The organism is Amycolatopsis albidoflavus (assembly GCF_039525725.1).
GTDB classification, from domain to species: domain Bacteria; phylum Actinomycetota; class Actinomycetes; order Mycobacteriales; family Pseudonocardiaceae; genus Amycolatopsis; species Amycolatopsis albidoflava.
This window is the reverse complement of the sequence record NZ_BAAAHV010000022.1, coordinates 63,508-83,747: the sequence shown is the minus strand read 5'-3', so window position 1 is coordinate 83,747 and position 20,240 is coordinate 63,508. Positions and strand designations below refer to the sequence as shown.

The 20,240-nt window shown below is 67.1% G+C and carries 32 protein-coding genes; 4 read left to right on the top strand and 28 right to left on the bottom strand.

Annotated features, from left to right (window positions below):
* Positions 1-2 precede the first annotated feature (2 nt).
* The 23 genes from ABD156_RS33420 to ABD156_RS33310 all read right to left on the bottom strand — a co-directional run bounded on the left by ABD156_RS33420 (position 3) and on the right by ABD156_RS33310 (position 11,347).
* Entirely contained in the window at positions 3-266 is a 264-nt protein-coding gene (locus ABD156_RS33420; RefSeq protein ID WP_344283192.1) for a hypothetical protein, read from the bottom strand.
* The gene (locus tag ABD156_RS33415) at positions 263-652 is read right to left on the bottom strand and encodes a RusA family crossover junction endodeoxyribonuclease (RefSeq protein ID WP_344283189.1); all 390 of its coding nucleotides are present in this window, start codon (positions 650-652) and stop codon (positions 263-265) included. The genes ABD156_RS33420 and ABD156_RS33415 overlap by 4 nt, the downstream gene beginning before the upstream one ends.
* Positions 645-1,160 (bottom strand): hypothetical protein, encoded by a 516-nt coding sequence (locus ABD156_RS33410; RefSeq protein WP_344283186.1) that lies wholly within the window; start codon positions 1,158-1,160, stop codon positions 645-647. The genes ABD156_RS33415 and ABD156_RS33410 overlap by 8 nt, the downstream gene beginning before the upstream one ends.
* Positions 1,153-2,460, bottom strand: coding sequence for a hypothetical protein (locus tag ABD156_RS33405; protein ID WP_344283183.1), 1,308 nt, complete (start codon positions 2,458-2,460; stop codon positions 1,153-1,155). Before ABD156_RS33405 ends, ABD156_RS33410 begins: the two co-directional genes overlap by 8 nt.
* Positions 2,453-2,662, bottom strand: coding sequence for a hypothetical protein (locus tag ABD156_RS33400; RefSeq protein WP_344283180.1), 210 nt, complete (start codon positions 2,660-2,662; stop codon positions 2,453-2,455). Before ABD156_RS33400 ends, ABD156_RS33405 begins: the two co-directional genes overlap by 8 nt.
* Complete coding sequence (locus ABD156_RS33395) at positions 2,659-2,868, bottom strand: hypothetical protein (protein WP_344283177.1); 210 nt, start codon at positions 2,866-2,868, stop codon at positions 2,659-2,661. The genes ABD156_RS33400 and ABD156_RS33395 overlap by 4 nt, the downstream gene beginning before the upstream one ends.
* Entirely contained in the window at positions 2,865-3,110 is a 246-nt protein-coding gene (locus ABD156_RS33390) for a hypothetical protein (protein ID WP_344283174.1), read from the bottom strand. Before ABD156_RS33390 ends, ABD156_RS33395 begins: the two co-directional genes overlap by 4 nt.
* Positions 3,107-3,964, bottom strand: coding sequence for a helix-turn-helix domain-containing protein (locus ABD156_RS33385; protein WP_344285267.1), 858 nt, complete (start codon positions 3,962-3,964; stop codon positions 3,107-3,109). Before ABD156_RS33385 ends, ABD156_RS33390 begins: the two co-directional genes overlap by 4 nt.
* 5 nt (positions 3,965-3,969) lie before the next feature.
* Complete coding sequence (locus tag ABD156_RS33380) at positions 3,970-4,305, bottom strand: hypothetical protein (protein WP_344283171.1); 336 nt, start codon at positions 4,303-4,305, stop codon at positions 3,970-3,972.
* Between the two features lie 66 nt (positions 4,306-4,371).
* Positions 4,372-5,259, bottom strand: coding sequence for a DUF2303 family protein (locus ABD156_RS33375; protein ID WP_344283168.1), 888 nt, complete (start codon positions 5,257-5,259; stop codon positions 4,372-4,374).
* Positions 5,260-5,298: 39 nt separating this feature from the next.
* A complete protein-coding gene (locus ABD156_RS33370) occupies positions 5,299-5,634 on the bottom strand; it encodes a hypothetical protein (protein WP_344283165.1) in 336 nt (111 codons plus the stop codon).
* Positions 5,635-5,712: 78 nt separating this feature from the next.
* Positions 5,713-6,063 (bottom strand): DUF6011 domain-containing protein, encoded by a 351-nt coding sequence (locus ABD156_RS33365; protein WP_344283162.1) that lies wholly within the window; start codon positions 6,061-6,063, stop codon positions 5,713-5,715.
* Positions 6,060-6,875 carry a hypothetical protein gene (locus ABD156_RS33360; RefSeq protein ID WP_344283159.1) on the bottom strand — a complete coding sequence of 272 codons (816 nt, stop codon included), beginning with the start codon at positions 6,873-6,875 and terminating at the stop codon, positions 6,060-6,062. The genes ABD156_RS33365 and ABD156_RS33360 overlap by 4 nt, the downstream gene beginning before the upstream one ends.
* Positions 6,872-7,126 (bottom strand): hypothetical protein, encoded by a 255-nt coding sequence (locus ABD156_RS33355; protein WP_344283156.1) that lies wholly within the window; start codon positions 7,124-7,126, stop codon positions 6,872-6,874. The genes ABD156_RS33360 and ABD156_RS33355 overlap by 4 nt, the downstream gene beginning before the upstream one ends.
* On the bottom strand, positions 7,126-7,461 hold the full coding sequence (locus ABD156_RS33350) for a hypothetical protein (protein ID WP_344283153.1): 336 nt from the start codon (positions 7,459-7,461) through the stop codon (positions 7,126-7,128). The genes ABD156_RS33355 and ABD156_RS33350 overlap by 1 nt, the downstream gene beginning before the upstream one ends.
* Positions 7,458-8,333 carry a hypothetical protein gene (locus ABD156_RS33345; protein ID WP_344283150.1) on the bottom strand — a complete coding sequence of 292 codons (876 nt, stop codon included), beginning with the start codon at positions 8,331-8,333 and terminating at the stop codon, positions 7,458-7,460. Before ABD156_RS33345 ends, ABD156_RS33350 begins: the two co-directional genes overlap by 4 nt.
* A 3-nt stretch (positions 8,334-8,336) precedes the next feature.
* Complete coding sequence (locus ABD156_RS33340; RefSeq protein WP_344283147.1) at positions 8,337-9,230, bottom strand: PD-(D/E)XK nuclease-like domain-containing protein; 894 nt, start codon at positions 9,228-9,230, stop codon at positions 8,337-8,339.
* Positions 9,227-9,628, bottom strand: a complete 402-nt coding sequence (locus ABD156_RS33335; protein WP_344283144.1) for a hypothetical protein — start codon at positions 9,626-9,628, stop codon at positions 9,227-9,229. The genes ABD156_RS33340 and ABD156_RS33335 overlap by 4 nt, the downstream gene beginning before the upstream one ends.
* Complete coding sequence (locus tag ABD156_RS33330; protein ID WP_344283141.1) at positions 9,625-9,876, bottom strand: hypothetical protein; 252 nt, start codon at positions 9,874-9,876, stop codon at positions 9,625-9,627. Before ABD156_RS33330 ends, ABD156_RS33335 begins: the two co-directional genes overlap by 4 nt.
* A complete protein-coding gene (locus ABD156_RS33325; protein WP_344283138.1) occupies positions 9,876-10,244 on the bottom strand; it encodes a hypothetical protein in 369 nt (122 codons plus the stop codon). The genes ABD156_RS33330 and ABD156_RS33325 overlap by 1 nt, the downstream gene beginning before the upstream one ends.
* Positions 10,241-10,717, bottom strand: a complete 477-nt coding sequence (locus tag ABD156_RS33320) for a hypothetical protein (RefSeq protein ID WP_344283135.1) — start codon at positions 10,715-10,717, stop codon at positions 10,241-10,243. The genes ABD156_RS33325 and ABD156_RS33320 overlap by 4 nt, the downstream gene beginning before the upstream one ends.
* Positions 10,718-10,784: 67 nt before the next feature.
* The gene (locus ABD156_RS33315; RefSeq protein WP_344283132.1) at positions 10,785-11,042 is read right to left on the bottom strand and encodes a helix-turn-helix domain-containing protein; all 258 of its coding nucleotides are present in this window, start codon (positions 11,040-11,042) and stop codon (positions 10,785-10,787) included.
* The gene (locus ABD156_RS33310) at positions 11,039-11,347 is read right to left on the bottom strand and encodes a helix-turn-helix domain-containing protein (protein WP_344283129.1); all 309 of its coding nucleotides are present in this window, start codon (positions 11,345-11,347) and stop codon (positions 11,039-11,041) included. The genes ABD156_RS33315 and ABD156_RS33310 overlap by 4 nt, the downstream gene beginning before the upstream one ends.
* A gap of 206 nt (positions 11,348-11,553) precedes the next feature.
* On the opposite strand from ABD156_RS33310, the gene ABD156_RS33305 reads away from it, so the two are divergent.
* From ABD156_RS33305 to ABD156_RS33295, 3 genes are all read left to right on the top strand, one after another.
* Positions 11,554-12,015: a helix-turn-helix domain-containing protein gene (locus tag ABD156_RS33305; RefSeq protein ID WP_344283126.1), complete on the top strand. Its 462-nt coding sequence runs from the start codon at positions 11,554-11,556 to the stop codon at positions 12,013-12,015.
* Positions 12,016-12,192: 177 nt separating this feature from the next.
* The gene (locus tag ABD156_RS33300; protein WP_344283123.1) at positions 12,193-12,474 is read left to right on the top strand and encodes a hypothetical protein; all 282 of its coding nucleotides are present in this window, start codon (positions 12,193-12,195) and stop codon (positions 12,472-12,474) included.
* A 130-nt stretch (positions 12,475-12,604) separates the two neighbouring features.
* A complete protein-coding gene (locus ABD156_RS33295) occupies positions 12,605-13,843 on the top strand; it encodes a site-specific integrase (protein ID WP_344283120.1) in 1,239 nt (412 codons plus the stop codon).
* Between the two features lie 1,187 nt (positions 13,844-15,030).
* Here the strand turns inward: ABD156_RS33295 and ABD156_RS33290 are convergent.
* The 4 genes from ABD156_RS33290 to ABD156_RS33280 all read right to left on the bottom strand — a co-directional run bounded on the left by ABD156_RS33290 (position 15,031) and on the right by ABD156_RS33280 (position 17,879).
* The gene (locus ABD156_RS33290) at positions 15,031-15,525 is read right to left on the bottom strand and encodes a hypothetical protein (protein WP_344283117.1); all 495 of its coding nucleotides are present in this window, start codon (positions 15,523-15,525) and stop codon (positions 15,031-15,033) included.
* 151 nt (positions 15,526-15,676) lie between these two features.
* Positions 15,677-15,841, bottom strand: a complete 165-nt coding sequence (locus ABD156_RS47890) for a DUF6881 domain-containing protein (protein WP_350539998.1) — start codon at positions 15,839-15,841, stop codon at positions 15,677-15,679.
* A gap of 215 nt (positions 15,842-16,056) precedes the next feature.
* Positions 16,057-17,388 carry an exonuclease domain-containing protein gene (locus ABD156_RS33285; protein ID WP_344283114.1) on the bottom strand — a complete coding sequence of 444 codons (1,332 nt, stop codon included), beginning with the start codon at positions 17,386-17,388 and terminating at the stop codon, positions 16,057-16,059.
* A 5-nt stretch (positions 17,389-17,393) separates the two neighbouring features.
* Positions 17,394-17,879 (bottom strand): DUF6218 family protein, encoded by a 486-nt coding sequence (locus ABD156_RS33280; protein WP_344283111.1) that lies wholly within the window; start codon positions 17,877-17,879, stop codon positions 17,394-17,396.
* A 178-nt stretch (positions 17,880-18,057) separates the two neighbouring features.
* Between ABD156_RS33280 and ABD156_RS33275 the strand changes: the two genes are divergently transcribed.
* A complete protein-coding gene (locus tag ABD156_RS33275; protein WP_344283108.1) occupies positions 18,058-18,960 on the top strand; it encodes a DUF4291 family protein in 903 nt (300 codons plus the stop codon).
* Positions 18,961-19,013: 53 nt separating this feature from the next.
* Here ABD156_RS33275 and ABD156_RS33270 read toward each other — a convergent pair whose 3' ends face one another.
* Complete coding sequence (locus tag ABD156_RS33270; RefSeq protein ID WP_344283105.1) at positions 19,014-20,198, bottom strand: citrate/2-methylcitrate synthase; 1,185 nt, start codon at positions 20,196-20,198, stop codon at positions 19,014-19,016.
* Positions 20,199-20,240: the final 42 nt, after the last annotated feature.

The window sequence follows — 20,240 nt, the reverse complement described above, 5'->3', positions numbered from 1 at the left end:
GGTCATCCCCTTGCGTGGTAGTCGGCGGCGTCGTGGATGGCTTTCTCGACGTTCTGCAGCGCGCCGAGTACTTCCTCGAACTTCGCGGACGCGACGCCGATGCAGTTCGCGATCTCGTGTGTGCCGTTCGAGTCCCGGCCGAGAGTGTGCGCGACCTCGGCGATGATGTTCTGCAGGTTGCCCTGCATCTGCCGGACCATCCCGATGGGCAGGTGGTCGCTGGACGCGATCGCGCGCAGGGACTCGGCTTCTTCCTGGATGCTCACTGCTGCTGGGTCTCCTCGGTGATCGTGATGGTGATCCAGAGCCGTCGGGGTTGGCCTTGGCCGCGGTGGATGATCGGCATGATTTCGGTGACGTAGTCGTCGTTGTCGTCGCGGACGAGTCCGGCGTCGACGAGCCCGTCGATGGCCGGTTTCGAGGTGGCGGTGAGGTTGGGTGCGTCGCGGCGTTTGTTGTCGCCGGGCAGGTAGTGGAGTTGCACCGTGATGTGCCGGTGGTGGCCGAGCATCATCGCTTTCGCCTTCCATCCGACCGATTCCCGGATTTCCTTGGTGCGGCGTGCTTCTTCCTGGCGGTGTAGGCGCAGGTTGTGCGTGAGCGGCGGTTTTCCCTTGTGCAGGGGCACGTCGATTTCGATGGGGTCAGTCACCGGCGACCGCCTCGGGGTGTGTGGGCTGCCAGCCGTCAAGGTCGTGGGGGCCGAACGGCAGCAGCTCGCCGTCGACCCACCGGCCGGACCGGTCAGGCTGGGTGATGGCCGCGGTGGGCGTGCCGAGCAGCGCGGCGCGGGCCTCGTCCATCGTGGACGCTTCCAACGCCGTGTTGATGCGGCCCTGCAGCAGGTTCAGCTCGGCGACGGCTTTCCGGGCAAGGTTCGTGATCGAGTAGATGACCTGGCGCGTGTTGTACCGCGGGCCGAGCAGGTCGCACACGTCGCCGGCGGCTTCCTGCAGGGCGGCGAGCGCGATCTCTTCGGATTGGCGGCGGGCGGGGTTCTTTTCCGGCATGTACCGTTCCGCGTCGGCCGGCCATTCGGCGGGGATGAACCAGCCCCAGGCGTTGACGCTGCCGCCGCCGAGGACGCGGAAGCTGCCGTCGTGGTGCTTGAGGATCGCGCCGAGCGTGGGCGACCACCACAGGTTTTGGGTTTCAGCCACGGTCGGCCTCCTGCGCCTGGCGCTCGACAGACTGGCCGTGAGCGTGGGCATGGAGGAACTGTTCGATCCACGCGAGGTTGCCTTTGGCGGTCGTGGTGGAACAGTCGTCCTCCAGGGCCCACCGGCAAATGATGTGGACGTAGCTGCCGCCGTCGATGGTGAAGGCGATGTGGTCGGGCACGATCCAGCCGAGCAGCGTCCGCGGCTTCGTCTCGCCGGCCGGTTCCTCGCTGGGTGATACCGGAACGAGCTGGCATGGGTAACGGACGCCAAGTCCGCAGTTCGAGCAGCCGCGAGAGATCGAACGGGACTGCTTGCCGCACTGTTGGCACTTGATCACGTCGCCGAGCGCCGGTTCCTCGCTGGCAGGCCATGAGGTTGAGCCGTGGCCGTCGCCGTGCGTCCAATGCGGTCCGACGTGCGCCGGTGGGTTTTGGCAGCGAGCCGCGTTGTCGGACGGCAGCGGTTCGCCGCACGCCTCCGCCGGTTCCTCGCGGTCCGTGACGGGCTCGGCGAAGTAGGCCGCCGTCAGCGACCGCACCTGGTTGAGGATGCTGTGCGCGTCGGCGTGGTCGTGGCACGGGTCGTCGTCGCCGATCGTGTCGCTGATCTCGATCAGCGTCTGCCGGGCCTCGTCACGCTCGCGCTGGGCGCACACGTTGCCCGCTTGCTCGGCAATCGCCTTGCATCGGAGATCGCGACGTGCGGTCAAAGACCGATCGTAGGACCGCTGCAGCTCGGCGAGCTTCGCCTCCGCGGCTTTGCGCTCGTTGAGCGCGACGCCGTGGTTCAGCCACGCCTCGGCGGTGCTGGTTTCCAGACCGTTGATCCGGTCGTTGGCGAACCGCAGCTTCGCCTCCGCGGCATTGGCGCGGGCAGTCTCGTCCTTGGCCAGCTTGCTTGCCACGCGGAAATCCGAGCACCAGAACTTCGCTGCTTCCCACCACGACGCGGCACGCGCGGTGGCATCAGCGGCTGCGGCGACCGCTTCAGCGTTGATCTTCTCGACCTCGCCGGCCATTCCCTCGGCGAGCAATCGGGCGAGATCATCGAGACTCGGCCGCTCGCTGCCGGTGGCTTCACGGGTGGCCGGGGCCGACGGGTCAACTTCGGTGAGCGGCCCGTATTTCTTCGCGATCCGCTCCCAGGTCATGGGAATCGTGTCGGGTGTGGTCCAGATGTTTGAGCCGACGAGGACCCACTCACGGGTCCAAACGTCGCCCATGGCGTCGCGGATTTTGGTGACGTCGTTGGGTTGGGGGTCGTCTGCGTTCCAGACGCGGGGTTTGGTTTCAGGCACGGGTGTTCTCCTCGTGGGGGCCGAAGGTTTTGCGGCGGAGTTCGGTGGGTCGGAGCCAGGGTTTGCAGTCGAGGCAGGGGATGGCGGGGTCGGCGTCGCGGTCTATCCAGCCGGTGCCGTCGCAGCGTGGGTCGTGGGTGGGGATGGCCGGCCATTCGTCGGAAACCTCGAGGATTTCTTCGCCGGTGCGGTCGAGGGTCATGGTGTGCCGTCCCGGGTCCACTGGGCGATTTGTTCGCTTGTGGGTTCGAGCCAGTACCGGGTGCCGTGGGGGCAGGTGAACGAGTGCTCGCCGTAGGGGCTTTGGACGATCGGGGGTGCGGTCGAGGCGGTGACGTCGACGTCGAGTTTGGCCATGCCGTCGACGAGGAACTGGCGGCAGTCGGCGTGGTTCTCGGGGTGGGTCACGGTGCCTCCCGGACGATGTAGCGGGCGTGGTCGAGCTGGTGTCGCTGCCGGAGGTGCTCGTCGACGTTGGCTATGACGCGCTGGAAGGTGTCGGTGCGGAGTTCGCCGCGGCGCACTTGCGACCACGAGGAGACGCGGCCGCCGGTGTCGCAGCATGGGCAGTGCCAGCGGTATCCGGGGTGGCGGCCCCAACGGAGGCCGTTGGGGTTGCCGGGGCTGCGGCGGATGCGGATGCGGTTCATGGCGGGTCCTCCGTGGCGGGGAGTCCGCGGCGGCAGAGGGGGCAGGTGGGTTGGCCGGTGGCGTCGCGGTGGGCGGGGAGTCCGTGTGCGCAGTTCCTCGGCCGGAGTTCGATCGGGTTCGGGTCGGGTTCGCGCGCGGTCTGTGGTTGCGTTGGGTCGGGACTACAAGGTTGGTCGCTTTTAGGTGGTTGGTGTTCTTGATCTGGTAGTCGCTCGGAGCTGCGAGCGGTCAATCCGTCGTAGCGAGCGGTCAATCCATTCGAAACAGTGTTTTCCGAGCGGTCAATCGATTCCTGTTCATCGGTTTCACCGCTCTCCTGGGCGAGCGCTGAAGCCGGTTTGTCCACAGAGGACTGTCCACAATCACCGCTCCCCATGGCGAGCGGAGTTTCCGAGTTGTCCACAGGGGACGTTTCCGATTGACCGCTCCCCTGGGCGAGCGGTTCAGTGTTCGTTTCAGCGCTCTCCCTAGGGAGCGGTGCAGCGTCCGATTGAGCGCTCGCCATAGAGAGCGGCGAAACCTCGGACGGGGGCAGCAGAACGAGACTGTCCACATCGGCCGGCAGGGTCAGCCGGTACTCGGTCGCCTTGCCGTTCCCGGCCCGGCCGCCGCCGCGCGAAACCTGCTCGATCAGACCGCTCTCCCGCAACGCCGCCAACAACCGGCGCACCGTGCTCTCCCCTTGCCCCGTGACCGCGGCGAGAGCGTTCACGCCGGGCCGGACACGGCTGCCGTCCTTGTCCGCGTACGTGGCGAGCGTGAGCGCGACGAGCTTCAGTCGCATCGGCAGGCCCAGACGGCGCACGACGCGTTCCCACTCGAACCGGTCGCACGGCTCCAGCCCTGTCGCCATCGTGGTCAAGCTGCTGTTCCCTTCGTGATGGGCCGGACCGCCGATGCGAGTTCGGCGGCCTCGGCCGCTCCGACGCCCAAGGCGCGGAGCCGGCGGTACTCGTGCGGGTTGCTGCGCCAGCGGAGGAGGTCGTCGGCGGCGCGGTCGTCGGGGACCATCGCGGCGAGCAGGACGACGAGCGCGCGGGCGCCGGCGAGCGGGTCGCCGTAGGCCTGTTCGGCGTCGGCGAGCATGGCGGCGACGTGCATCGGATCGTCGCGGCGGACGGCGGCGACGAGTTTCTCGGCGGACGGGATGAGGGTTTCGAGGTAGCGGTCGCCGGTGTACGGATAGGCGGGCATGCTCACCTCCTCGGTGGGTTGAAGGGGATGGGGCCCGGCCGGATCGGGACCGGCCGGGCCACCGGATCAGGACTGCGCGCGGACCGGCTGCGGCGCCGAGCCGAGCAGCACCGGCACGCCGATCGCGTCGAGGCTGTCGAGCCCGTCGGCAATCTTGGTGCGGATCGCCGCGAACGCGTCCCGGCGGACCAAATCGGGCCGCACGAGCCGGAAACCGATCTGCAGGCCGTCCTTCTCGACGTTGAACCGCAGGCGCGCGGTCACCGCCACCGGATCCATGCCGAGGAACGGGGACAGCGCGACAACGAACTCGCGCGGCACCTCGATCTGGCCGGCCTTCGGCGCGGTTTTCGCCGTGGTCTGCTCGGTGTACTGGAACGACACGTCGCCGGTTTCCAGGTCGACCGCGGACTCGAACTCGGCCTTGCGGTGGGCCTTGAAATTCATCGCGACTTCCAGCAGCGTCGCGCCGTCCGGCCGCAGGATCGACGGCGCGTAGTCCTGGAGGAATTCGGCGAAGTCGACCTGATTCATGTACCGGCCGGAGCGCTGCACGAACGCGTTCCACTCCGGGTCGTCCTGCAGCTGCAGGACCGCGGTGTGGTCGCGCCATCCGGGGTCGTGCGGGGTCTCGTGGTCGTTGAAGACGGCGGTGAAGCTGTTCGCGGCTTCGTTGCCCCACACGGTGGTTTCGGCGCTGCCGAGCCGGTCGACGTACTCGACGAAGTTCTCCGGGTCGAACAGCACAGCCGTGCCCCGGTTACGGTTCGGTGCGTCCTGCCAGCCTTCGAGGCTGAGTCGTTCGATCCGCTCGTCCTCGCGCATCACGCGCACGACGTTCGGACCTTCGCTGTCGAGCTGGTAGCCGACCGGCGGCGACTGGTAGCTCGACCGTCGGGTCAGATCCTCGATGCGCGCGCCGTCGGTCTCGACGGTGGCGGCTTCCTCGGTCACGGTTTCTCCTTGGTGTCGCGGTGTTTCAGGGATGGTTGGTCAGTAGAGGGCGTGCTGACGCGGGTCGTCGCGGACGAGATCACCGTCCTCGGTGGCGTAGAAGATCGCGCCCTGCTGGTCGAACACGGGCGCGGCCGCCTTGCTGGCCTCGGTCACGATCACCGCGCCGGGGACGTTCTTCTGCGGCTTGACGTTGATCGTGAGCGTCACCTTCCCGGGCTTGCCGGTTTTGGTCACCGCGGCGACGACCTCGCGCAACTCGTCGGACAGCCGACGATTCGTCTTGCCCTTGCCGAGCTGGGCGAGCGTGACCGCGAAGTCCATCTGGTCCGCGTCGGTCTGGTCCGCGTCGGTCTCGGGTTTGATGTCCGTCATCCCTTTTCCTTTCGTGGTGGGGAAATTGGTGTGTCGGCGGGGCCGTGGTCCTCAGGCGGCGCGGCCCCGCCGACAAGCTCAGGCGAGCTGGGATTGCAGGGCCGCGCGGATCTCGTCGAGCACTTCGTCGGTGACCGCGCTGCGTCCGTCGAGCGCTTCGAGCTTGCTGATTACGGCGAACAATGCGTCGCGGAGCTTCAACGGGTCGGTGTCAACGAGGCGATCAACGAGACTGTGCGCGGTTTCGGCGTCCACGGGCTCCTCCAGCGGCAGCGGGATCTGGTCGGGGTTGACGGTGCGCTCGGCCGCCGGAATGCGTGGTGCGGCAGGGTTGTGGCGTCGCCAGCAGACAGGCCCCATGCCGCGCCGTCTCGACTCCTCGCTCGTGAGGGGCCGGTTGCACGTCGGGACCTGGCAGCGGTTGGTCATGCCGGCCTCCGCAGGGCGTTGTCGATCGTTTTCACGTGGACCCCGAACCGTTGCGCCACCGACTGCGGGGATTGCTGGGTCAGCAGCCACCGCAGCTCATCTGGAGGCGGCAGCTTCCGCTGCCCGCCCGGCTTGCGTTTGGGTTCCTCGACGCCGGCCGGTTCCGCTGCCGGGTCGTCGATCTCGTCGTCGTCCCACGCCAGCGGCGGTACCCAGCCCTGCTGCTGCGCGTACCGACGGGATTTCCGCGCGAGCGCGTTGTCGGCGGGCGGCTTGTCCCACAGTTCGTCGTAAAGCTCTGTTACCGCGCGACGGCGCGCGGCGGTGATGTTCGGCTGTCCGTGAACCAATGGCCCGAAGTTGTTCGGGGTCAACCCGAGCCGTTCGGCCAGCTGGGTTTGCGACCATCCGATCGCGACAAGCGCACGGAGTCGGCGCCGGGTGCCCGTCGCGTCGACAACCGCGTGGGCAGCCATCCCGTCGGCGTTGATCTCGACCGCGAGAATCTTCGCCGCTGTGGCCGCGCGGATGCGTTGCGACGGTGCACGTCCCGACCGTCCGTAGAGGAGCTTGCTCACCACCGACGTCGACAGGCCAGCGAGTTCGGCAGCGCGGCGCCATCCGATCCCGGCTTCGCCGAGCGCGCGGAGGTGCGCGCGGGCGGGCTCGGCGTCGACGTACGCGGCGCGCCCGTAGGCACGCTGTCGTTTCCGGTTGCGGTTGTAGGCGTTGTTCGCCTCCCGGCAGACGTCGCAGGGGCACTTCTCCATCACGTATTTCGCGCGCCCGTGCGGACGTTCCCCGCGCGTCATCGGATCCACCCGGCCAATGCGTCGCGGGCGCGGACCCGGGTCGCGGCGTGGTGGGTGCAATACCGGTGCTCGTAGCCGGCGACTTCCCACCGGCCGGGTTCCTCGCACGCGGGCCACGCGGGTTGCGGGATCCCGCCGCCGCAGACCGCGCCGACGACCGACGATGGCCGCGTGCGCGGACTGGCCTCGCACACCTTCCGGTCGGCTGATACCGGCGGCGCGGGCCGCGGAATGGTCAGGCGGACGGTCATCAGAACGGCCCCGGATCGTCGTCGCACTCCCCGCTGTGTCCCTCTGCGAGGAGACAGCGGTTGCTGGCGTTGCCGGTGTGGTTTCCGCAGTGCGCGAACGACGAACCCCAACCGATCGCGCGACCAAATGCGGTGATCTGGTCGTCGACGCCCATGAGCCGGGCGACGGTCGGCATCGCCTGCGCGGCAGCGAGGGCAAGCGTCGCGTGTACCTGCGCGCGAGTAGCGATCGACAGCGCCGCCATTTCGTCAAGCCGTACGCCGTCCCGCAGAGCACCGTCCTCGATGTAGCCGAGCAACTGCTCTGCTTCGCGGTAGTGGTCCGGCCCGTTCACCGCGCCGCGCCTTCCTGCGCGGGCAGCGCGAGGTCCGGGTCGTCCGGCAACGTCGGGTCGTCGTCGCCGCCGACAATGTCGTTCGCCGTGATGACGTCCGGCTCGAACTCCTGGTGCACCTGGACTTCGCCGTTCGCGATCGATCGGCCGATGACGGTCAGCTGTGCGACGTCGTGCTCGGTCCACGCGTTCGAGCCGCGGCGCTGCTTGCGCTCCAGCTGTTCGCGGGTCACGCCGAGCTCGGCGAACCGGGCGATGATGTCGGCGATCCGCTTCGGCAGCGGCACTCCGCCGCCGTCCTTGAGGGTGGCGTTGCACAGTTCCTTGGCCTGGTCGACGAACCACGGCGGCAGGATCGAATAGATGCACTCGCGCACGCGGCGCGCACCCGAGTTGGCGTTGTTCTCGTAGATGTCGCGCATGTCGACGAGCTTTTCCGGGCCGGTCTTCTTGTCGCGCATGTGCGGCACGATGAACTTCGTCTCGACCCGCGTGTTCGTCTGTACGTCCCACGCGAACGCGAGCATCTCGGACTGGCCGTGCTCGTCGTCGCGGCGCAGCTCCGCCACGCCGTACTGCACGTTGCCCCAGCAGCGCGCGAGCTCGCGGGCGAGGTAGACGGACGCGCCGGACACCGTCGCTCCGGAGCGCGGGAACCGGAAGAACGCCTTCTGCGCCAAGTACATCTGGCCGCAGGATTCCTTCATCGCCAGCGTTGCGGCGGCGACGTTGCGCGGGCACTGCTGGGCGACGACGATCGCGCCCTGGACTTCGGCGATCGCGCGGGCCTGCTCGACCGCGGTCGCCTGTCCGACCCGTTCGGGCGCGGCGACAGCGGCCGGGACCTGGGCAGCAACTTCCTTGCCAGCCATGGCTTACTTCTCCTTGATGTCGTAGTCGCCGCGCTCGCGCGCGTCCTCGTATTGGCGTTCGGCCCAGCCGGGCAGCGCGGCGAGCACGATCTCGTCGCTGTAGCCCGGCCACACGCCGGTGCGCTGGCACTGCGCAAAAAGGTCGACGGCAGTGCGGTTCAGCACGCCGCCCCAGAACATCGCCGATTCCGTCGGCTGCACCACCGTCACCACGTACGGCGGCGTTTTCTCCTGCGCCACAAGCAAGGGCACGACCTCGGAGCCGAGCCCGAGCTCCAGCACGCCGTCCTTATAGAAGTCGAGCTGCTGGTGATAGCCGCGTTCGTGGATCGCTTTCTCGAACTTGGCCGGTTCGGAGGAGGCGGCGGTCTTGTAGTCGACGATCAGGACCCGGCCGCGCCGGTCCTTCGTGAGCTTGTCCAGCCGGGCGCGGCGCATCACGCCTGTGGGCACATCCCGCCACACCAACGTGAGCTCCGTGCGGCCGGTGCCGGGCCGGAGCAGCGCCGACGCGATCGGGTGCGCGCGCAGAGCCGCGGCCATCGCCTCGACCTGCTCCATCTCGAACGGCAGCAACGGAACCGCGCCCTCGGCCAATGCCTCGTCTCGCGTGTTCTGCGCTTTCTTGGTGCGCCAGTTCTCGGCCTCGACGACGACCAACTCGGGGCCGATGCCGAGGACGAGCTTGTGGGCGGCGTGCCCGAGGTTGAACTCGGGCACGTTGTCGCGCGGGTGGTCCTGCTCCCAGCGGAATTTCGCGGGACAGGACGGCGGGAGCAACCGGCGGGCACCGGTTGAGGACAGCGAGCCGCCCTCGACCGGGTCCGCGTGGTACACCTCGTCCGGGACGTCGTCGTAGACGCCCGGCTCGGTGATCTTCTCGGCAACGGCAGTCACGGGGCCACCGGCTCGCGGTCGTCGAGCAGTTCCGGGTCGGCGAGCTTCGCCAGCTGGGTGCGGGTGAACGAGGCTTCCTTGACGTACCCGGTTTCCTTGACCAGCTCCGTGAACTCGGTGCCGCGCAGAACAATGCGCACCTCGACCGGAGCACCGTTTGCGAGGACTCCGGTGGCGCGCATCTGATAGCCGCCGCCGTAGATGCACCCGGTGATCTCAACGGTGTCGCCGAGGCTGTCGATCCATTGCAGGAACGGCGACAGCCCAACGCCCTCGTGAGTCCACAGCGTCACGCTGGTTTTGAACATGATGTCCACAGAGGACGTTGCGGGCAGATCGTGCCTGGAGATGTGGAACGCGACCGCAGTCAACCGGTCCACGTCAGTCGTCTCGTTCATCGGGTCGCCTCCGGGGCGGAAGTGATGCGGCGGAAGGGAATCGAGTTGATGTCGTCGACCCAGGCTTTGAGCATCCGACCGAGCAGCTCACCAGCGCGGTCCGCGACGTCGGCGCGCTCCGGCTTCTCCGGGGCTTCCGGCTTCGTCTTCGCCTCGGGCTTCGGCTGAGGCTTCGGGCGCGGGGCCTCTTCCTCGACGACGTTCTCGATCCAGCGCGCGCCGTCCCGCAGCTTGCGGACGATCCCCATCAGAACCACCGTGCCCACGGCGACCAGCGGCCGTCCTTGCCGAGGTGCTCGACCTTGACTTCCCGGCCGTTGAACGACTCCCGATCGGCGCGCGCCACCAGGCCCTCGACACCGGCGCGGCCCCAGATGCAGCAGTGGCAGCCCTCGACCTCTTCGTCCAGCACACCCGGCGGCGGGAACTCGTCCGGGTTCGGCGAGAACCGCCACCGCACCACGTGCCCCTCCAGCTGGCACCACTTGCACGGCTCCTGAAGCTCCGTCGTGCGCATCACCGTCTCGATCTGGTTCCAGCCGGTCTCGGTGTAGATGGCCGGCGGCTTCACGATCGGCGCGCCGGACAGCACCACGCGCTCAGGCGCGGCGGTCACCGGGCCACCGCCCACACGCCGCCCACGACCATGACGACCGCGACCGACAGCAGCAGCGCGGAGACACGCGCACGGGTCAAGTTCCGGCGCACCCACCCGGCCAGCGACACCGGCGCGCCGATCGCCTCCAGCTCCGCCGTGTGCTCGACCGCGGCCTCCGGGAACGAGTCGACGAACTCCTCCGCGCGGTGACGACCCGACGGCTTCGCCGCCAGCACCCGACGCAACAGGTCCTCCCGCGTCGCGTCGACGTGCGCCAGCTCGACCACGAGCGCCCGGCCAGCGGCGGTCAACTGCTCGCCGTGCGACGGGTCCCAGCTCAAGAGCCCGACCCGCTCCAGATCCCGCAACGCCTGGGTGTCGTAGATCAGCTCCGACGCGCGTTCCGGGGTGTCGCAGTCCAGCGCGAGCAGCGTCTCCAGCGCCGCACGCTGGGGCGCGGGGAGATCCGTGAGATACTTGCTGTCGATCATGAGAGCCCTTTCTCTCTGGTCGCTGCCCGTCTCGTGTGCCTGCACGAGGCGGGCGTTTTCGTTGTGGTTAAGCGGTCTCGTGCGTGAGGTTCTCGGCGAGGTACCGCTGCACCTCGGATTCCGGCACGACGTGCAGACGGCCTTCCGGGATTGAGCCGAGGCGTCCCTCGCGGATGAGCCTCAAAACCTCGAGGTACGACAGGCCGGTCATCTCGGCGACCTCGCGCGGCCGCCAGGCGATCCGCGCGGGCTGCTTCGCGGCCTTCTCCAACCGGGCGATCCGCGCGGTCAGCTTCTCGACGGCCTCGACGAGCTCGCGGCTCATGCCGGTATCGGCTCGGACGCGCGCTTCGGGCCGGTCGTCTTCTCCTGCTCCTGGCGGCGCGTCGGGTGCGTCTTCTCCGGCTGCGTCTCGTCGCCAGCCTCGGCGTCGAGGTCGACGATGTCGCCGACCTCGACGCCGAGTTCCCGAGCGACGAGGTTCGCCAGCTCGATCGACATCACGGCGTGGCCGCTTTCGCAGTTGGCGAGGTGCTGCACCTTGAGGCCGTCGATGCGAGCGGCCAGGTGGCTGATCTTGAGTCCCTTCGCGCGGCGGGCCGCTCGGAGGGCTGGCTTCACAGTGGGCATGGTGGAAACAGTAGGACCCAAAGGGAAGCAAAGTCAAGCAGAAGGAAGGAATATGCCTAGGGCTTGCGCGTGACCTGGTGACTACGGCATGCTGTGACCCATGGAAAGGAAGGAAAGTGAAGAGACGGGAAATCAGAGTGAGGCCGCGTCCCTACAGGCGGGGGGTTCCTCTTTCTTCCCCCAGGTTCCTCCGGCACTCTGTGCGCATGGAAGACCGCGCACGCCTCGGCAGGTACGTCATGGCCGCCCGCAAGCGGAAGTACCCAGGGGCAACCCGCAAGGAGTGGTCCGCGGTCATCGGCATCAGCGACAAGACGCTCGGCAAGCTGGAACGCGGCGAATACGTCGGCCCCGACACGCTCGCCGACGTCGAGATCGACCTCGGCTGGGCGCCAGGCAGCTGCCAAGCGATCATGCACGGCGGCGAGCCCACCGGGACCGACAACTCGACCCCCGCAGTAGCCGGCCTGCGCGAGGTCCCGCTCGGCGACGGCGTCACCTTCACGATCACCAAAGAAGACCGCCTGCGCTGGCGAACGATGACACCCGAGCAGATCATCGACGAGGGCAACATGATCGGCCGGACGATCGGGCTGGCCGCCCGCGCTGCTTACCTCCGCGCCGCTGGCGACGCTCAACACGAAGACGACGTTCCGCGCAAGGATTGAGCACAATAGACACTCACCCTGAGTGATTGCAACTACGTCGCCGAACTGCCGCCGAGTCGCTCACACGTTCGGCCCAACTTCAACAAAACCGCTGTTCAGCGCCTAACGCAAGAACACTGTCCAACGACGTCCCCCAAGCGAACTACTACCCACACAACGGGGGACGGGAGTCAACGAATGACCACGCAGCGTATGGGAGCACCCCTCATCCCATCACCTGATGCACTAACCGGCGTCCTCTTCACCAGCGCGACGGTCCTGACCATCGTCGTCGGCGTGCTCGCGCTCGTCGGCGCTGTCGACAGCTGGCCCCCGACGCCAGTGAACTACGGCCTCGCACTGATGATCATCACCTGGATCGGCGCGTTCGAGCGGCGCCGGCACATCCACGAACGCACGCGTCGCCAGCTGCTCGCCGAAATCGACGCGATGGAGAAGTACCTCATCAACAACCCCTGATCCTGGGGCGCAAATGCGTTGACCGCTTCCCCCGGTCCGCATCGCAACAGATCTCGTAAAACTGCGGGGGGGGGCGTCCTAAGCGTCTTTTCCCCCACCCCTCCGCGCGCAAAAAACGCAAGGGAGGATGATGGCCAGACTACCCACGGAAATCGGCACGTACGGCAAGATCCATATAAAAGAGATCGAGCCCGGCGTGTTCGAGGCCCGCGCACGCTTCCGCAAACGCAACGGGAAAATCGCTCGCCCGCGCCGCCGCGGCAAATCCGCGACCGCCGCCGAGCGTGCGCTCAAGAAGGCAATGACGGACCTTGTCGACGACGTCGCCAGCAAAGCGCTCAATCGCAAGAGCAAGTTCGGGCGCGCCATCGACCTGTTCATCGCCGGTTTCAAAGAAAAGGTCGAACTTGGCCTGCGCCAGGAAAAATCCCTCTACGACTACGAGGACAGCGCCGAGCAGATCCGCAAATACATGGGCGAGTTGACGTGCGGCGAGGCCGAGAACGCGGGCCTGTGCGACGAGACGCTGAAGTCGATCCGCAAGGACGCGGCCAAGAGCAAGCGTTCCAAGCGGAGCAAGGGGTATTCGGCCGCGAAGCGCGCGCGGACCGTGATGTCCGGTGTTTGCGAGCTCGCGGTGCGGTACGGCGCGATGTCGAGCAACCCGGCGAGATCGGTGGAGGTGATCGAGAACCCGGATCAGGAAGATGTGCGCGCGCTCGAACCGGAGGACCGGCAGGACTTCCGGATGAAATTCCGCGCCGAGTGCGAGCGGCGGGCGGCGGAATTCAACGGTTCTCCCCGGGGGCGCGTGTGGACCGACATGCCTGACGCTGTCGACGTGATCTTCGCGACCGGTGCCCGCCCGGGAGAGGTCCTGGCGCTGGACGGGCCAGGGGTCAACCCCAAGAAACAGACGGTCCTGATCGATCACCATCTCGTCCGGGTCGAGGGTCAGGGCATCGTGCGGAAACCGCGCAGGAAGGGCCCTCGGGGTCACGGCGGCACGCCGGTCAACCCGATGTACCCGAACTGGTCGGCACCGACGTTCCTGCGAGTGAAGGTCGCCGCGGGCCCGGGACCGCTGTTTCCGACCTGGAACGGTCAGTGGATGGATCCGGGGAACTTCCAGAAGAGGTTCCGGTCGGTGTGCGACGCGATCGGCTACTCGTGGGTGTACGCCCGGATCGCGCGGCACACGGTCGGCACGCACATCGTCGACCAGGGCGGCACGAACGAAGACGCGGCGGATCAGTTGGGCAATTCGCCCGACGTAGTCCAGAGCAACTACCGGCGGCAGCGGAAGACAAACCCCGCCAACGCGGCGCGGCTTGAGTCGCTGTTCGACGCCCCGGACACGGGCTCATGATCGGGACGTTGGTCCGTTTACGGTCCATAAACAACGCGAAACAACAGAATCCAATTAGGTCACTCTGACGGCAGTGACCTAGGAAAACAAACTAACTGGAGACAACGTGCACACCGTTCTGCGACTCTCTAGGTCGCAGGTTCGAGTCCTGCCGGGGGCACAAACTGCCTGGTCAGGGGAATCCCTGACCAGGCACAGCTTCTACCCGGGTGGTCGAACCGTCCGCAAACCCGCGACAGTGGCGAGCGCGCCCAGTCGTCTTGAGACAAGGCCGCGGCGCGCGGCGGCACCTCTGCCCCGCTCCGGCCGTACGGCGCCGCCACCCGCCATCACGACGCCTCAACCAGGCCGAAACGCATTCGTGATCTTGCCCTCAGCCAGCCAGCACCCGCCAGGAACGTCTATGCCCGACCAACCGCACGCCGGCGGACGGTCGCGGAACGGAGCCGCCCGAGCTCTCTTCGAGGAAGCCCGCCGCGCCGGACTCGTCCAACGGCACCTGCGCAAACTCCATCACCTCGCCCGGCATCCAGGCTCACCGACAGCAAGCACACCGCCACCAGATGCAGCCCCACCGGCTGTCGATGCAGCGCACTCGGCCACCGCCCCAACACACCAGCCACCCCGGGCACGCCGACGAAGACGCCCACCAGCACAGCAACTCTCGCTCGGCATCGACCTCGCCCACCGGCCGACACCGCCGCCGCGCCGACCGTCCACAGAGGCCGCCTCATCAGACGAAGCCGCCTAGCCGCCAACCAAAACAGAACCGTTCATTTCGAGCCCGGCGAGGTCTCACCCCTCCCGGCTTCGGCGAGGCACCCGCAGGCACCCGATGCCGCCTCCGGACACGGACCCGGCCTGACGGACTTCCGCGTGCCCGAACCCGGCCGAATCCCGCGGACCAGCCCGGCCAAGGCCGGTCAGGCAAAGGCACGCGGGCCAAGCCGGGCTCGGGATCAAGGGCATGCATCTTCACCAGCCGAAGTCTTCACCGAACCACCTAGCCGACCCACGACGCGAAGGCACCAGCGAACGCCGCCCCGCCAGTGGCACGGCCGCGGTGCGCGCCGGGCAAGCCCTGCGTCTCACAGCGCGAGGCACCGGGCCGACGACGCACTGGACAACGCGCCAGCCCCGTACCGACTTCCTTGTCCTGGCGAGCTTTCGCTCGAACAGCACTGGCCTCAGTCGCATATTTCCTTCGCCCGAGCCAGCGCCTCTCGCCTGATTCGCTTCGTGGCCCCCGCGGAAGCTAGATATTCGAGCACCTGCCGGTGAGAAGAAAGTTTCGCGGCACGTAACTGCAGCCAGTGCGACCAGTTTTCCATCAAGTCCGGTTCGACAGCGTCGCTCGATCCCGAAAGCAGCTCCTCGAGCACCGACAGCTCCGCCATTCTCGCCCGAGCGAAATCTTGTGAAGCACCAACAGGAAGTACGCCTACCACTCTCTCGCGAAGCGACCTTGGACCTTGCTCCAGCAAGCTCAAGACAACCGAAGTCACCAAGACCCTGTCTGGCTCGCGGCCAATCAATGCGATCAGCTGATCGATCTCGATGTCAAGTCGCATTGCCCGGCAATACATATCCCAGCGGATGTTTCCGCTTTCGAATGAACTTGCTTCAGCCCCTATCTCGTGCGCGAACTCCCGCAGATCGCGCACGAAAGTTTCGTCGAGCATCAGCAATCTCCCGGAACACCAGGGCAACGAACCGTCATGTTCTCACCGACAAGATACCCAACGGCTGCAGCGTCCCCGACCACTGCTCTCCGCCAGTCCGCGACCATCCTCTCCGCAGGCCACGTCGTCACGGCCGTCCGAAAGAAAACCGTCATTGTCGACACGATCGGAGAGCCTCTTCCCACAATCGAGCGAAATCCGCGGCATCGATGACCCTCGGGAAAAACTCAGCTAGCGCTTGGATCTCCTCAAATGGAGGGACTTCCCCCTCCCCGAGCGCCGTATAGCCGGTCGGCCGGTCCGCAACAGCATGCACAACCGGCTCTTCTTCGAGATCGTGGATCCACTCGACTCTCAGGTACAGCACATCGACCCCCTCGCCCGCCGACGATTCACGAGGACGGGTCACAGCTTGGAACGAATTCGGCAGGAAGCCCAGCCGCCCGATCCGATCGGCCGGAGAAAGCCGCACAACCGGCCAGTACGGCTCTCCCGCTGCCGATCCTCACCCCAAAGCCTTGAGCAGGCCCATCACTGGATCTCGTAGGACAACTCTCCTCCGCCGTCGCTGCCACGGGAGCGACCGAGCAGCTGGTCAATCGTCGGAGCCGCTGCCGAAACCGGCTCCGCCAACCGGTCGAGGACAGTCAGGAAAGCATCTTCCGATACCACCGGAACGCCGAGTTCACGAGCCTTGCGCGCCTTGCCCGACAACGAGTCCGGGTCAGCGGCCACGACCACACGAGTCTGCCGGCTGACGCTGCCGATCACTCGCACACCCGCGGACGCAGCCTGCGCGACGATCTCTTCGCGTCCGCGCGCCATGCTCCCGGTCAACACCACCTTGTCCCCTGGTCTCAACGCGAGCCCGCCGAGTCGGCCCGCGGAAGACGCCGTGGGAAAGGCCGCGGCCGCGGTGCGTTCCTCGTCGAGGATTTGGTCCACCACCGCGTGATCGAGTGCGAGAAGCGTCGCGACAGTGCGTAAGTCGTGTCGCTCCTCGTCGGTGACAACCTCGTCGGCCCACGCCTCCCGGGCAAGATCGCGTACATAGCTCAAATGCAGTGCGACCAATTCGTTCCGGCGCAAGCCGAGATCATGCGCGAGATCGACGAGCATGTCCCCCTCCGTCGACGAGATGGCCCGATCGAGCAGCGCCGCGTCGAGCATCGCTAGATACGCGTCGGCGACAGGCTCTTCATCGCGCGGCATCCGCTCGACCAGTCGCGCGAGAAAATGCGGTTCCGCGTGTCCTGGTTCGCTGCGCATCACCGCTTCCGCAGTGCCAACCGGAATGCGCGGCCAGTCCCACAGCGCAGCGCCCATATGTGCCTTGGTGAGCGCCACCGCGTCCGGCGCGTACCGGATGAAATACCCCAGAAGCTCGGCTGCCGCCATCGCGTCGTCACGCGCGCTGTGCCACGAACGTTCGGGCACGCCTGCCGCCGCGCAGCAGTCGGCCAGAGAACGTCTAGAACCCAGCCGGACCCGGCCTGCCGCGCGCATGGTGCACACGCCCGCCGAAGGTTCGAACGGAGTATCGATGCCCAGGCGGTCGAATTCGGATCGCAGGTGCATGGCGTCGAACGACCAGTTGTGCGCGACCGGCACTCGCCCGCGCAATCGCGCGACGAGATCGCCGGCCAGTTCTCCGAACAACGGGGCACGCCGCGCGTCGACGGCGCGGATGCCATGCACGTTCTGCGGCCCCAGATCACGTTCCGGATTGACCAAGGTCGACCACTCGCCGGTGATCGTGCCGTCCGGGCTGACGTGGACAACGGCGATCTCAGCGATCCGGTGCCGCCATCCGCCGGTGAGGATTCCGGTGGTCTCGGTGTCGACGACGGCGTAGCCGTGCATGGCCTTCACCGCGGCACCCGCGTCGCACTGGCGACCTGCACGGCACTCAGCCAGCTCGGCGGCAAGAGTTCCTCCCGTACATCCCGTACATAACGACGGCGGTTCTTCGCCTTCTCAGACTCGGCCCACACAGACACCAACCACCTCAACGTCCGCGCGATCGTCAACTCCTTCAGCACCACCAGGGTCCTCTCCGCGGGGCGAACCCCGGCGACCCACCGCAGATCCTCGAGGCCGCCAGCCTCAACGTTGTCCGGCAATTCGTGTCCCCACTCCAGATCGACAATCGCCTTGCCCCGTGCAGGTTCCTCTACGACGGTGTCCGCGTACCGCGGCCAACGCTCGACGATTTCCCTGAACGCTCCATCCGACGCGACTTCACGGGGTTTCCACCAGCCATACACGGCGGCGACAGCGCGGCGCTCGAGAAACAACAGGAAGCGCCGTGCCGCTACACGGTCCCCCACTTCGTCAGTCACCACACCGGCCATCGAACCTCCTCTTCCGACAACAACAGGTCGTCGCCGCGGAGAATCCGTTACAGGCCACGGTCACGGAGCAATCACGCCGCTCGGATTCCGCCGCTCAACCGAGCGCCGATTTTCCCGCGACACAGCCATTACGAGCGAGGCACAATGAGTCTCACGTTACGACCACGGAGGAAACCACGTGTCTGGTCAGTTCATCCCCAACCAGCTTCGCGACCTGAGGACCCAAGCTGGCCTGACCCAAGCAGAACTCGCGGAGAGAGTCAGCACCGACGTCAGCCAGATCAGCAGCTACGAAAAGGGCGAAGAGATACCAAGTCACGAAGCGGTCGTCCGCCTCGCCGAGGCCCTCAACACGACTGTCGAGCAGCTCGTCACCAGCAACGGGACAGCCGGGACAACGAACGCCCCACCGTCATCGTCACCCCTCGCTTCGTCGCCGGCGAACCATCGGTCGAGCGCTCCGCGACGTGACGTGCGGGCCAGCTTCACCGACGAGACCATCACCGTTTACCAGGCCTACTCGCGGCAAATAGCCGACGTGGCAGTCGAATCCCAGGCGTTCGCGGCGCCGTTCAAGCGCGAGCGGATGACCTGGATCAAGCCCTCGTTCCTGTGGATGATGTACCGGTCCGGGTGGGCGACCAAACCTGGCCAGGAACGCGTCCTGGAAATCCAGCTCACCAGGGCCGGCTTCGAATGGGCGCTCGCCAACGCCGCCCTCAGCAGCTACGAATCCGGCACCTACGCCAGCCAGCGGCAATGGGTTGAGCGCAAGGACGCCAGCCCGGTCCGCGTCCAGTGGGATCCTGACCGGTCGGCGAACCTCGCTCCGCTCAACCGGCGCGCCATTCAGATCGGGCTGTCCGGCGAGGCGGTCGATCGCTACGTCGACCAGTGGATCACCAGCATCACGGACATCACCCCGCTCGTCGCACGTGTCCACCGCTATGTCAGCTCGGGGCGTCTCGACGCCGCCCAGGAAGAACTGCCGATCGAACGAATTTATCCCTTGCCCGCGGCTGTTCTCGGCACCATCGGGGCCAGCGACCCTGAGCCACGTCGATCAGTCCAGAGCGTCTAGAGCTGTCGGCCAGCCCGATAGCTCGGTGTCGAGGGCGCGACACACCTCTGGGTTCAGCGACGACGGAGTCGCGGTCCGATGTAGACGGCGCGAGGCCGTATTCGCGACGGCCGCTCGTAGGCTTCGGCTGCGTGGGCGAGCCAGCCTGCGGTCCTGGCCACGACTGCCAAACCCAGTGAAGCTTCCTCGGGCCAGCCGTGGAGCCAGGTCAGGGCGCCGAGCGCGAAGTCGATATTGGGTCTCGGCAGGCCGCGCCTACTAGCCGATTCCAATACTGCCTGCACGAGGTCCAGCCGGGCGTTCCCGGCGTGGACGCGCTCGAGAGCAGCCAGCAGATGCGGAGCGCGCGGGTCGAAGTCGGTGTAGACCGGGTGTCCGAATCCCGGCAGCGCAACGGCGGGTCGAACAGAAAACTCCACAGTGGACAGTGCTTGCAGCATTCGGTGGACATCGCGGGCGGTCCCGCCGTGATCGACGGCTCGCATGGTCTGGATTCCGATGTCCACGGCGGCATAGGGATCCGCGCCGGTGGTGGCGGCTATCCGGGATGCGAAGGTGGACGCCGCGAGTTCGTGGTCGGCCAGCAGGCACAGGGCCAGGTCGACCGGCGCGGAGGGCAGGGTGTCGGCACGGGTGAGCCTGTCGGCGATGACGGACGCAACCGATCCTGACGCCGGGTGCGGATCCGCGTGCGCCGAGATCGCTGAGGCCATGGCCGGGATGAGCCGCCTGCCGACGTCGGCGACAGCGGCCGGTTCGAGGTCAGGTCGTGCCGGATCCAGCATGCCCAGTACCGATACGACCGTGCTCATCCGGTCGAGCACCCCTGCTGTCTCGGGAAGCGCGGTGAGCACGCGGGTGGTCTCCGACCGATTCGTGTTTGGCCAGAAAACCGGGTCGGCGGGCAGATCCGCGGTCCAGAGCAGTTCCGCGACGTTCTCGAAACTCTGGTCCAGCAGGTCTTCGATCGGGTAGCCGCGAAAAGCCAGCGAGCCCGCCGGTTTGAGGTCGGTGACGGCGGTCTCGACGCGGATCTCGACTTGACCGGCCCGTTCGCGTTTCGCCGTCCTCGCGGCGAGGGCCTCGACCTGCGCCCGTTCGTACTGGGAACGACGGCCGCCACTGCCGCGCACGGGTCGCGAAGTCAGGACGCCACGGCTCGCGTAGGCGTAGAGGGTGCGCGTGGTGACGCCTAGCCGGTCCGCAGCCTCGGCTGCAGTCATCCACTCGCCGTCCATGCCGGGACCATAGTGAACTCAATCAACGTTGACAACGTTGAT

What these genes read in the sequence shown, in the direction of transcription:
- ABD156_RS33400 (WP_344283180.1), bottom strand. Translation starts at nt 2,662, where the DNA reads ATGACCCTCGACCGCACCGGCGAAGAAATCCTCGAGGTTTCCGACGAA.
- ABD156_RS33390 (WP_344283174.1), bottom strand. Translation starts at nt 3,110, where the DNA reads ATGAACCGCATCCGCATCCGCCGCAGCCCCGGCAACCCCAACGGCCTC.
- ABD156_RS33385 (WP_344285267.1), bottom strand. Translation starts at nt 3,964, where the DNA reads ATGGCGACAGGGCTGGAGCCGTGCGACCGGTTCGAGTGGGAACGCGTC.
- ABD156_RS33380 (WP_344283171.1), bottom strand. Translation starts at nt 4,305, where the DNA reads ATGCCCGCCTATCCGTACACCGGCGACCGCTACCTCGAAACCCTCATC.
- ABD156_RS33370 (WP_344283165.1), bottom strand. Translation starts at nt 5,634, where the DNA reads ATGACGGACATCAAACCCGAGACCGACGCGGACCAGACCGACGCGGAC.
- ABD156_RS33365 (WP_344283162.1), bottom strand. Translation starts at nt 6,063, where the DNA reads ATGACCAACCGCTGCCAGGTCCCGACGTGCAACCGGCCCCTCACGAGC.
- ABD156_RS33360 (WP_344283159.1), bottom strand. Translation starts at nt 6,875, where the DNA reads ATGACGCGCGGGGAACGTCCGCACGGGCGCGCGAAATACGTGATGGAG.
- ABD156_RS33355 (WP_344283156.1), bottom strand. Translation starts at nt 7,126, where the DNA reads ATGACCGTCCGCCTGACCATTCCGCGGCCCGCGCCGCCGGTATCAGCC.
- ABD156_RS33345 (WP_344283150.1), bottom strand. Translation starts at nt 8,333, where the DNA reads ATGGCTGGCAAGGAAGTTGCTGCCCAGGTCCCGGCCGCTGTCGCCGCG.
- ABD156_RS33335 (WP_344283144.1), bottom strand. Translation starts at nt 9,628, where the DNA reads ATGAACGAGACGACTGACGTGGACCGGTTGACTGCGGTCGCGTTCCAC.
- ABD156_RS33330 (WP_344283141.1), bottom strand. Translation starts at nt 9,876, where the DNA reads ATGGGGATCGTCCGCAAGCTGCGGGACGGCGCGCGCTGGATCGAGAAC.
- ABD156_RS33320 (WP_344283135.1), bottom strand. Translation starts at nt 10,717, where the DNA reads ATGATCGACAGCAAGTATCTCACGGATCTCCCCGCGCCCCAGCGTGCG.
- ABD156_RS33315 (WP_344283132.1), bottom strand. Translation starts at nt 11,042, where the DNA reads ATGAGCCGCGAGCTCGTCGAGGCCGTCGAGAAGCTGACCGCGCGGATC.
- ABD156_RS33310 (WP_344283129.1), bottom strand. Translation starts at nt 11,347, where the DNA reads ATGCCCACTGTGAAGCCAGCCCTCCGAGCGGCCCGCCGCGCGAAGGGA.
- ABD156_RS33305 (WP_344283126.1), top strand. Translation starts at nt 11,554, where the DNA reads ATGGAAGACCGCGCACGCCTCGGCAGGTACGTCATGGCCGCCCGCAAG.
- ABD156_RS33300 (WP_344283123.1), top strand. Translation starts at nt 12,193, where the DNA reads ATGACCACGCAGCGTATGGGAGCACCCCTCATCCCATCACCTGATGCA.
- ABD156_RS33295 (WP_344283120.1), top strand. Translation starts at nt 12,605, where the DNA reads ATGGCCAGACTACCCACGGAAATCGGCACGTACGGCAAGATCCATATA.
- ABD156_RS33290 (WP_344283117.1), bottom strand. Translation starts at nt 15,525, where the DNA reads ATGCTCGACGAAACTTTCGTGCGCGATCTGCGGGAGTTCGCGCACGAG.
- ABD156_RS33285 (WP_344283114.1), bottom strand. Translation starts at nt 17,388, where the DNA reads ATGCACGGCTACGCCGTCGTCGACACCGAGACCACCGGAATCCTCACC.
- ABD156_RS33280 (WP_344283111.1), bottom strand. Translation starts at nt 17,879, where the DNA reads ATGGCCGGTGTGGTGACTGACGAAGTGGGGGACCGTGTAGCGGCACGG.
- ABD156_RS33270 (WP_344283105.1), bottom strand. Translation starts at nt 20,198, where the DNA reads ATGGACGGCGAGTGGATGACTGCAGCCGAGGCTGCGGACCGGCTAGGC.